At 65.5% G+C, this 9,155-nt stretch carries 10 protein-coding genes and 1 pseudogene; 7 read left to right on the top strand and 4 right to left on the bottom strand.

Annotation, left to right across the window (positions count from 1 at the left end):
• From VTU_RS28810 to VTU_RS0119635, 7 genes and pseudogenes are all read left to right on the top strand, one after another.
• Positions 1 to 197, top strand: a pseudogene (locus VTU_RS28810) (phosphonate ABC transporter substrate-binding protein); the annotation flags it as partial.
• Positions 198 to 265: 68 nt separating this feature from the next.
• Positions 266 to 1,069 carry a phosphonate ABC transporter, permease protein PhnE gene (gene phnE / locus VTU_RS0119605; protein WP_010107721.1) on the top strand — a complete coding sequence of 268 codons (804 nt, stop codon included), beginning with the start codon at positions 266 to 268 and terminating at the stop codon, positions 1,067 to 1,069.
• Positions 1,070 to 1,089: 20 nt separating this feature from the next.
• Positions 1,090 to 1,638, top strand: a complete 549-nt coding sequence (locus VTU_RS0119610; protein WP_010107723.1) for a phosphonate degradation HD-domain oxygenase — start codon at positions 1,090 to 1,092, stop codon at positions 1,636 to 1,638.
• 296 nt (positions 1,639 to 1,934) lie between these two features.
• Entirely contained in the window at positions 1,935 to 2,567 is a 633-nt protein-coding gene (locus VTU_RS30825) for a glutathione S-transferase family protein (RefSeq protein WP_010107724.1), read from the top strand.
• A 7-nt stretch (positions 2,568 to 2,574) separates the two neighbouring features.
• Positions 2,575 to 3,783: a winged helix-turn-helix domain-containing protein gene (locus VTU_RS0119625; protein WP_010107725.1), complete on the top strand. Its 1,209-nt coding sequence runs from the start codon at positions 2,575 to 2,577 to the stop codon at positions 3,781 to 3,783.
• A 32-nt stretch (positions 3,784 to 3,815) separates the two neighbouring features.
• Positions 3,816 to 5,153, top strand: a complete 1,338-nt coding sequence (locus tag VTU_RS0119630) for a class I SAM-dependent methyltransferase (RefSeq protein ID WP_010107726.1) — start codon at positions 3,816 to 3,818, stop codon at positions 5,151 to 5,153.
• Positions 5,114 to 5,440, top strand: coding sequence for a DUF1840 domain-containing protein (locus VTU_RS0119635; protein WP_010107727.1), 327 nt, complete (start codon positions 5,114 to 5,116; stop codon positions 5,438 to 5,440). The genes VTU_RS0119630 and VTU_RS0119635 overlap by 40 nt, the downstream gene beginning before the upstream one ends.
• Positions 5,441 to 5,452: 12 nt before the next feature.
• Here VTU_RS0119635 and VTU_RS0119640 read toward each other — a convergent pair whose 3' ends face one another.
• From VTU_RS0119640 to VTU_RS0119655, 4 genes are all read right to left on the bottom strand, one after another.
• Positions 5,453 to 6,496 (bottom strand): Bug family tripartite tricarboxylate transporter substrate binding protein, encoded by a 1,044-nt coding sequence (locus VTU_RS0119640; protein ID WP_010107728.1) that lies wholly within the window; start codon positions 6,494 to 6,496, stop codon positions 5,453 to 5,455.
• A 4-nt stretch (positions 6,497 to 6,500) separates the two neighbouring features.
• On the bottom strand, positions 6,501 to 7,487 hold the full coding sequence (locus VTU_RS0119645) for a tripartite tricarboxylate transporter substrate-binding protein (RefSeq protein WP_010107730.1): 987 nt from the start codon (positions 7,485 to 7,487) through the stop codon (positions 6,501 to 6,503).
• A gap of 101 nt (positions 7,488 to 7,588) precedes the next feature.
• Positions 7,589 to 8,236 carry a hypothetical protein gene (locus VTU_RS0119650; protein ID WP_081479893.1) on the bottom strand — a complete coding sequence of 216 codons (648 nt, stop codon included), beginning with the start codon at positions 8,234 to 8,236 and terminating at the stop codon, positions 7,589 to 7,591.
• 130 nt (positions 8,237 to 8,366) lie between these two features.
• Complete coding sequence (locus tag VTU_RS0119655; protein WP_010107732.1) at positions 8,367 to 8,963, bottom strand: hypothetical protein; 597 nt, start codon at positions 8,961 to 8,963, stop codon at positions 8,367 to 8,369.
• Between the last annotated feature and the right edge of the window lie 192 nt (positions 8,964 to 9,155).

The following is a 9,155-nucleotide window of genomic DNA, read 5'->3' on the forward strand; positions in this document are numbered from 1 at the left end:
CGCGCGAGAAGGAGATCGTCATGAAGATCTCCAAGCTCTCGGGCTTCAAGCCATCGAGCAATGAGCAGCTCACGCCGATCCGCCAACTCGACCTGTTCGGCAAGCGCAACAAGATCGAGGCCGACACCACGCTGTCCGAGGCCGAGCGCCGGACCCGACTGGCCGAGATCGACCAGAAACTGGCGGTGCTCAAGTAAGCCCGGGCGCCGCCGCCCTTCGCCCTCCACCCTCCGTTCGCACGCGCATTCACGCACGGGTCTGCCCCATGTCTTCTGCCCTGAACCCATCGCCTGCGACCCGCAGCGCGGCGGCGCCGCAACGCAGCCTGCGCTGGTACCTGTGCTGGGGCGTTCTGCTGGCGCTGCTGGCGGCGTCCTGGCGGGGCGCCGACATGCGCCCGCTCGACCTGCTTGGTGAACCGGGCAATATGGCGCGCTACGCGGCCGAGTTTTTTCCGCCCAACTTTGCGCATTGGCGGCTGTACCTGCGGGAAATGCTGGTCACGCTGCAAATCGCGCTGTGGGGAACGGCGCTCGCCGTGCTCAGCGCCGTTCCCCTGGCGCTACTGGCCTCCTCGAACATCGTCCCCTGGTGGGTCTACCAGCCGATGCGCCGGGTGCTGGACGCGTTTCGGGCGATCAACGAGATGGTGTTCGCCATGCTGTTCGTCGTGGCCGTGGGCCTGGGGCCCTTTGCCGGGGTGCTCGCGCTGTGGATCCACACGGCGGGAACGCTGGCCAAGCTGTTCTCGGAGGCGGTGGAGGCGATCGACCCGCAGCCGGTCGAAGGCATCCGCTCCACCGGCGCGGGCGCGCTGCACGAAATCATCTACGGCGTGATTCCGCAGGTGATGCCGCTGTGGATCTCGTACACGCTCTACCGCTTCGAGGCGAACGTGCGCTCCGCGACGGTCGTCGGCATGGTCGGCGCGGGCGGCATTGGCGTGGTGCTGTGGGAGATCATCCGCGGCTTTCAGTACGCCGAAACCTGCGCGGTGATGCTCATCATCGTGGCCACTGTGAGCGCCATCGACCTGGTGTCGGCGCGCGTGCGCAGGGCCCTGATTTAATCCAGGGAGTGGAACCCGTCATGGCATTGAGTGTGGACGATATCGGGCGCCTGCTGGCGACCCAGGGGGGCGAGCAGTACGGCCGCGAGGCGGTGAGCCAGCTGGCGCACGCGCTGCAATGCGCGCAGCTTGCCGAGCAGGCGGGCGAGACGCCGCAGACGGTGGTGGCGGCGCTGCTGCACGACCTCGGGCATCTGCTGGCGCCCGGCGGCGATGGCGCAGGGCAGGACGACCTGCACCAGTACATGGTCATCCCGTTCCTGCGCGCCCTGCTGCCCGACGCGGTGCTCGAGCCCATCCGCCTGCACGTGGACGCCAAGCGCCACCTGTGCGCGACCGAGCCGGGCTACTGGGAGACGCTCTCGCTGGCGTCGCAGCACAGCCTGACGCTGCAAGGCGGTTTCTTCACGCCGTCCGAGGCCGCGCACTTTGCCGCTCTGCCCTTCTCCGCAGAGGCCCTGCGGCTGCGACGCTACGACGACCATGCCAAGCAGCCCGGCCTGGTCACGCCCCCGCTGGCGCATTACTTGGCGCTGCTCGAGCGCGTGCAACTGCCGCAGGCGGCCTGACGGCGTCCGGCAGGCAAGGATCGCGCGCGCCACGACGCGCTGCTTTTCGTTCCCCAGCCTGGTGAAACTGCGCCTTTCGCGTCATGGCGAAAGGCGCAGTTTCATTTATCATCGCGCCCGCCGAGGAGTGGTTCGGCTCAGTCGAGCATATGCCGTACCCCAACTTGGGAGTGGTGAGCGGTGCGAAATTCGTCGCGAGTCGGTGCTTTGGCTCGTGATTATGAGCAATCGATCAGCCATTTCCACGAAAATATCGAAGCGATACGTCGGACAAATCTTTCAACCAAGAGGAAAATATGATCAAACTGTACGGAAACCCCTACTCACGTGCCAATCGTGTGCGCTGGGCGCTGGAAGCGGCGGGTGCGAAATACGAAGAGGAAACGCTCTCTCTTGGCCCGGAGGGGACGGGGTCCCAGCGCTTTCGTGCGATCAACCCGAACGGACTGGTGCCTGCAATCAACGACGATGGGTTGATCCTGTTTGAATCGGTGCCCATTTGTCTCTACATCGCGAAGAAATACGCGCCGACCAGTTTGTACGTCGAGTCCATCCGGGACGAAGGGCTTCTGCTTCAATGGTCCGTTTGGGCGATGACCGAGCTTGAGAAGCACAATGAAACGGCGTCGCTTCACGTGACCTGGTTTTCTGCACCCAAGCGCGATGCCAATATTGCCGCGCGTGAGCAGGCCGAGGTGTTGCGGTGTCTGTCGATGATTGAAGAAGCGATCCAAGAGAGTGGGTTCCTGGTGGCCAAGCGCTTCACCATTGCGGACCTGATCGTCAGTGAAGTCCTGACCGCTTTGGTACATGCAAAGATTGAGCTGAATGATTTTCCACGGGTCAAGCGCTACCTGAAAATGAACCTGTTACAGCCCTCGGCTCAGAAGGCATTTGCTTCCGATGTCATCCAACCGTACCTGACTTGATATTTCCATGCTGTCGCAATGGAGGCGTCTGGCCTTGTTCAAGCAGGGTTTGGGGACGCCGCAACAGTTTGGCGAGGGATTGTCCGGGGCACGCCACGCGATCGAGCATCTTGGCTATGTGCAGATCGATACGATATCGGTGGTCGAGCGCGCGCATCACCACGTATTGTGGAATCGAGTCCCCGGTTATGACCGGGGCCACCTGAACAGCCTGATCAGCGACCAGCATATTTTCGAGTACTGGTACCACGCCGCCGCCTATCTTCCAATGCGCGACTACCGCTATGCGCTGCCGCAAATGGCCTTGGTGCGAAGCGGCGAAAACCGCTATTACAGCCATGGTGACAAGCACCTGATGAACGAGATCCTGGCGCGTGTGAAGGCGCAGGGGCCCATGCGGCAGCGCGATGTCGATAAGGGCGACAAGGGCCAGGGCAACTGGTGGAACTGGGGGCCCGGGCGGCGCGCCGTCGAGACCCTGTTCATGCAAGGTGATTTGATGGTGTGCGAGCGCAATGGCATGGAGAAAGTCTATGACCTTGCAGAACGCTGTGTGCCCGGCAATATCGATCTGAGCATGCCAACGCTCATCGAGTATGCGGCCTATTTGTTGGACACCACGCTCAGAGCGCATGGCGTCTTCACCTGGAAGCAATTATTGCACCTGAAGGTGGGCAAGCCCTTGCGCGATGCCATGCGCAAGGTTCTTGATGAGCGCATCGACGCCGGTGCCGTGAAGGCCTTGGACAGCACGGAGGGGATGACCGCCTACGTCGATGTTGCAGCGTTCGAACAGGCGCCGACGGTTGACCCGGGAGTGAAGATTCTTTCTCCTTTCGACAACCTCGTCATTCACCGTGATCGTTTGGCTTCGTTATTCGAATTCGACTACCGGATTGAATGCTATGTCGCGGCGCCCAAGCGCCTGTTCGGCTACTTTTGTCTGCCCATCTTGTACGGCGACAGATTGGTCGGTCGCATCGACTGCAAGGCACACCGTGGCGAACAACGGCTCGAGGTTTTGAGCCTGCATCTGGAAAACGGAAAGCTGGATGAAGACGCGTTTTTCCAGGCATTGGGCGGGGAGATGCAACGGTTTGCCGATTTCAACAAATGTCCGATCCTCGACGTGCGCGCAATCGATCGCATGCGCCGTCGTCAAACTGTTCAAGCACCGCTTCAGACGCATACCTCGTTGGACAAGGCCAGGGCTTGACGCCGTGCCGCACAAATCCAAGAATAGCCGGCATGAAACACTTGTTACATACCCTGGAGGCGCGGCTGGCGGCGCTGCCGGTGCCCATGGCGGTGGAATTGCCGGCCGGCCGGCAGTTGGGCGCGCCCGACCCCGCCGTGACCCTGCGTTTCAAGGACCGCATGGCGCTGGCGGCGTTGGTTGCGGGCGAGATCGGCAAGGTGGGATCCGCCATCGTGGAGGGCCGTGTGGCGCTGGAAGGCGGCATGCGCGACCTGATGGCGGCTACGGCGGAACTGCTCGGGCGCAACTTCACCCACGGCCGGCGCCACGGCTGGTGGCGGCGCGCGCTGACGCAGGCGTGCTCGCTGGCCGTGCACACGCGCAAGCGCGACGCGCGCCAAGTGCGCTTCCATTACGACCTGTCGGACGATTTCTACGCCCTGTGGCTGGACCCGCGGCGCGTCTACTCCTGCGCCTATTTCCGGGAATCGGGAATGGCCCTGGCGCAGGCGCAGGAGGCGAAGCTCGACCTCATCTGCCGCAAGCTGCGGCTGCAACCCGGGGAGCGTTTTCTGGACATCGGCGCGGGCTGGGGCGGGTTGCTGCTCTGGGCGGCCGAGCACTACGGCGTGCACGCCACGGGAATCACGCTGTCGCGCAACCAGCACGCGCACGTGCAGCGGCTCATTGAAGAGCGCGGGCTACAGGGCCGGGTCCGCGTGCAACTGTGCGACTACCGCGAACTGCGGGCCGACCCGCTCTTCGACAAGATCGCATCCGTCGGCATGTTCGAGCACGTGGGGCGCGCCCGCATGGGGCGCTACTTCGATACCGTTGCGCGCCTGCTGCGCCCCGGCGGGCTGCTGCTGAACCATGGCATCACGGCGGGCGCGGTGGACCACGCGCGGCTGGGCGCGGGTCTGGGTCATTTCATCGAGCGCTACATCTTCCCGGGCGGCGAGCTGCTGCACGCCAGCGCCGTGCTGCACGACATGGCGCGCGCTGGACTGGAAATGGTCGATACCGAAAACCTGCGTCCGCACTATGCGCGCACGCTGTGGGCCTGGTCCGACGCGCTCGAGGCCCGCCTGCCCGCGGCGCGCGCCGCGCTCGACGCGCAGGCGGGCGCGGCGTGCGGCGACAAGGTGCTGCGCGCGTACCGTCTGTACCTGGCGGGCTGCGCCCTGGGGTTCGAGCGCGGCTGGATCGCGCTGCACCAGATGCTGGCCGCGAAACCCGACGGCCAGCGGTCCACGGGCGCGCTTCCCGGCGCACAATCGGACTACCCGTTCACGCGCGACTACATCTACACGGGCGGCGCAAACGCTCCCCGGAAAACCCCCCAAGCATGCTCTACCGATTCAAGTCCCGCGCCGCCGCCGAGCTGATCATGCTCGAACCCCAGGGGCGGCGCATCCTGGCGATCATCGGCAAGACCCCGGGTGCCGACGGAATCGTGACCGCAGCGCAGATCCCGGCGGCGATTGCCGCATTGCAGGCCGCCGTGGCTGCGGACGAGGAGCGGCCGCCCGGACCGGATTTGCCGGACGCGCCGGATGCAGCAGAGACGGAGGAACGCGCGCACACCGTCGGCCTGCGCCAGCGCGCCGCGCCGTTCATCGAACTGCTCAGGCGCAGTGCCGCGCAGGATGCGGACGTGGTTTGGGCGGTATGAGGGCAGGGCGGCTCAATCGACCCGCGCCCCGGACGCCTGCACCACCTGCGCCCACTTGCGGTGCTCGGCGTCGATATGCCGGGCAAATTCGGCGGGCGTGTTGCCGCCGGGGATCGCGCCCAGCGCCGTCAACCGCTCCTTCATCGCGGGCGTGGCCAGCGACCTGGCGACCTCCTGCCGTATCCGGTCAACGATCTCGGGCGGCGTTCCTGCGGGCGCGAGCAGGCCGAACCATGCACTGGCTTCGTAGCCCTTGAGCGCGGGGCCGCCGACCTGCTCCACCGTGGGCACGTCGGGCAGGGCGCTCGCGCGTTCGGCGCTCGTCACGGCCAGCGCGCTGAGCCGGCCGGCCCTGATCTGCGCCATCGACGAGGGCAGGTTGTCGAACATCACGTCGACGTTGCCCGCCAGCAGATCCGCAAGCGCGGGGCTCGATCCCCGGTAGGGCAGGTGCAGCATGAACGTTCCGGTCATGCTCTTGAACAGTTCACCGGCGAGGTGGCTCGACGTGCCGTTGCCGCTCGACGCCATGTTCATCTTGCCCGGCCTGGCCCGGGCCACGCGGATGAAGTCCTGCACGCTGTGCACGCCCAGGCTCTTGGCCCTGTCGGCGCTCATCACCATCACGTTCGACACGGCGGCCACGAGCGTGATGGGCGCGAAGTCCTTCACGGGGTCGTAGGGCAGCTTGGCGTACAGGGCGCGGTTGATGCCATGCGTTCCCACCGTTCCCATGAGCAGCGTGTAGCCGTCGCCGGGCGCCTTGGCGACGATCTCGCTCCCCACGCTGCCGCCCGCCCCCGCGCGGTTGTCCACGATGAACGGCTGGCCGAACGCGCGCGTGAGTTCCGGCACCATGGCCCGGGCCAGGATGTCGGTGCTGCCGCCGGGAGCAAAGGGCACGACGATGCGCACCGGCTTGCCGGGCCAGGCGGCGACGCCCTGGGCCCGGGCTGCAATGCCCGGCAGCGCAGCCGTGCAGGCCAGCGCGAGTGCAGCGGCAGCGCGCACCAGGCTGCTGCTGCGGCGCGCTGCGCGGGGCAGCGGTCGTGCCATGGGCTCAGTCGGCATACGCGCCCGCGGCCTTGATGACCGCTCCCCATCGCTCTATTTCTGCGGCCACGAACTTCTTGTGCTCGGCGCCATCAACACGTTTGTCGGTGATGACCACCGCGCCCAGGCCCTCCTGCTTCTTGATGAAATCGGGGTCTTTCAGCGCCACCTTCAGGGCGTCGTTGATCTTCTTCAGCACGTCGGCCGGCGTGCCCTTGGGGGCGTACAGCGCATGCCAGATGCTCACGTCGAAGTTCTTCAGGCCGGCCTCGGCGAGCGTGGGCAGGTCCTTGAGCGCCGGCGTGGTCAGACGCCGGCTGGTGGTCACGGCGTAGGCGTGGACCTTTTTGGCCTCGATCTGGCCCACGGTGTTCGTGCTCTGATCGCACAGCAGGTCGATCTGGCCGCCGATCAGGTCGGTGATCGCGGGGGCCGCGCCCTTGTAGGGCACGGGGGTCATGTCGACCTGCATGGCGCTCTGGAGCATCAGGCCGCACAGGTGCGAGGCGGAGCCCAGTCCGGCGTTGCCCAGGTTGATCCGGCCCTTGTTCTGCTGGATCCAGGCGCTCAGTTCCTTGAAGTTGTTCGCCGGCATGGTGGGGCGCGCAATCAGCGTCATGGGCACTTCGTTGACCAGGCCCAGGTACTCGAAGTCGTTGAGCACGTTGAACGACAGCTTGCGGTAGAGCGCGGGCATGGTGGACATGCCGATGTGGTTGATCAGCAGCGTGTAGCCGTCGGGCGCGGCGCGTGCCACGCGCGCGGAACCGATGGAACTGCCGGCTCCGGCCGTGGTGTCGACGACTATGTTCGCGCCCAGGGGCCGGCGCATGGCCTCGGCCAGGTCACGCGCCACGCGGTCGGTGGGGCCGCCCGCGGAAAAGGGCACGACGAGCGTAATCACCTTGTCCTTGGCGGGAAAGCCCTGGGCCGCGGCGCCAAAGGCAGCGGCAGCGGCCACAGCGAGCAGTGCAATTTTCAGCGTGGTTTTCATGGATGTTCCTCTCGTTCGTTAAATGGCGGGCCATGATAGCGAGGGAATTTTCCGGGGCAGTGCGGGGATACCCCGCAGCCCCCCCGGCCGAATCGTCAGAGTCAGAACCCGGGCGTCTGTGCATCGAGCGCCTGCCCGACGATGAGCAACTCGCCGCCCTCGGTGATCCGGGAGTCCGGCTCGAATCGATCGCCTTCCACCCCCATCACCTGGCCGTCGGGGCTGCCGACCGGGTTGGCGGTTTCGTCCTGCACCCAGGGGTCGGTGATTCCCTGCTTCACGTCCCCGGAGGGGCTGGAATGCGCGGTGCGGATGGCTGACGCAAACGCCTCCTTGGTCAGCCCGGCGGGCATTTCCTTCCCCTTGGGCAGCCAACGGCTCCAGCACCGTTGCCAGATCGGGGTCATCTCGATGGGCATTTCCATCCCCTTGGGCAGGTCTGCGGGGGAGTCTTTTTGCTCCCCACTGGCTTTGCTGTCCGTGGCTTCGTCCCCGCTGCCGTCGTCGGCCACGGGGACGTCATCACCGTCCTTGAGGGTGACGTAGTCGCCCATGAGGGCGATGTAGTCGTCCTTGAGGACGGTGTAGTTCTCCCTGAGCGCGGCGTAGTCGTTCCGGAGGGTGGTGTAGCTCTCCTTGAGGGCGGTGTAACTGTCATCGAGGGCGGCGGAGTCGCTCTCGGAAGCGGAGTAGTCGTCATCGGAAGCGGTGTGCTCGTCCTCGGGGGCGGCTTCGCTGGGGTCAAACATGGTGTGTTCTCCTTCTCTGGGTTGGTTGATGTGGATGGATGGATTGCCGGATCCCGCTTGGGCGTCGGCGATTTGCGCCTGAACCAGCAGCACATGGTGCCGCTCAAGCGCACAGGTCGAAGCGTCAGAGTCAGAACCCGGGCGTCTGTGCATCGAGCGCCTGCCCGACGATGAGCAACTCGCCGCCGGCGGCGTACTGGTCGCCATCGGTGATCCGGGAGTTTGGCTCGAATCGATCGTCTTCCATTACCCCCTTGCACACGGGGCTGCTGACCGGGTTCACCCGGAGGGCGGTTTCGTCCTGCACCCAGGGGTCGGTGATTCCCTGTGCCAAGTCCCCGGAGGGGCTGGAATGCTCGGTGCCGGTGTCTGACGCCAACGCCTTCTTGCTCAGCTCGACGGGCATTTCCATCCCCTTGGGCAGGTCTGCGGGGGCGTGCTCCAGGCTGGCTTTGCTGTCCGTGGCTCCGTCCCCGTTGCCGCCGTCGGCCACGGGGATGCCACTGTTCTTGGAGGCGATGTCGTCGTTCATGAGAGTGCTGCGGATCTCCCTGAGAACGGTGCAGATATCCTTGAGATCGGGGCAGGTCTCCTGGAGAGCGGTGTAGAACTCCTCGAGAGCGGCGTAGCCCTCCTGGAGAGCGGTGTAGTCGCCAACGAGGGTGGCGGAGTCGTTCTCGGAAGCGGTGTGCTCGTCCTCGGGGGTGGTTTTGCCGGGATCAAACATGGTGCGTTCTCCTTCTCTGGGTTGATGTGAATGGATGGATCGCCGGATCCCGCTTGGGTGTCGGCGATTTGCGCCTGAACCAGCACCCCATGGTGCCGTCGCTCAAGCGCACAGGTCGAAGCGTCAGAGTCAGAACCCGGGCGTCTGTGCATCGAGCGCCTGCCCGACGATGACCAACTCGCCGCCGGCCGC

The sequence above is a fragment of the Verminephrobacter aporrectodeae subsp. tuberculatae At4 genome (genome assembly GCF_000193225.1).
GTDB classification, from domain to species: Bacteria; Pseudomonadota; Gammaproteobacteria; order Burkholderiales; family Burkholderiaceae_C; genus Acidovorax; species Acidovorax aporrectodeae.

What these genes read in the sequence shown, in the direction of transcription:
- phnE (WP_010107721.1), top strand. Translation starts at nt 266, where the DNA reads ATGTCTTCTGCCCTGAACCCATCGCCTGCGACCCGCAGCGCGGCGGCG.
- VTU_RS0119610 (WP_010107723.1), top strand. Translation starts at nt 1,090, where the DNA reads ATGGCATTGAGTGTGGACGATATCGGGCGCCTGCTGGCGACCCAGGGG.
- VTU_RS30825 (WP_010107724.1), top strand. Translation starts at nt 1,935, where the DNA reads ATGATCAAACTGTACGGAAACCCCTACTCACGTGCCAATCGTGTGCGC.
- VTU_RS0119625 (WP_010107725.1), top strand. Translation starts at nt 2,575, where the DNA reads ATGCTGTCGCAATGGAGGCGTCTGGCCTTGTTCAAGCAGGGTTTGGGG.
- VTU_RS0119630 (WP_010107726.1), top strand. Translation starts at nt 3,816, where the DNA reads ATGAAACACTTGTTACATACCCTGGAGGCGCGGCTGGCGGCGCTGCCG.
- VTU_RS0119635 (WP_010107727.1), top strand. Translation starts at nt 5,114, where the DNA reads ATGCTCTACCGATTCAAGTCCCGCGCCGCCGCCGAGCTGATCATGCTC.
- VTU_RS0119640 (WP_010107728.1), bottom strand. Translation starts at nt 6,496, where the DNA reads ATGGCACGACCGCTGCCCCGCGCAGCGCGCCGCAGCAGCAGCCTGGTG.
- VTU_RS0119645 (WP_010107730.1), bottom strand. Translation starts at nt 7,487, where the DNA reads ATGAAAACCACGCTGAAAATTGCACTGCTCGCTGTGGCCGCTGCCGCT.
- VTU_RS0119650 (WP_081479893.1), bottom strand. Translation starts at nt 8,236, where the DNA reads ATGTTTGACCCCAGCGAAGCCGCCCCCGAGGACGAGCACACCGCTTCC.
- VTU_RS0119655 (WP_010107732.1), bottom strand. Translation starts at nt 8,963, where the DNA reads ATGTTTGATCCCGGCAAAACCACCCCCGAGGACGAGCACACCGCTTCC.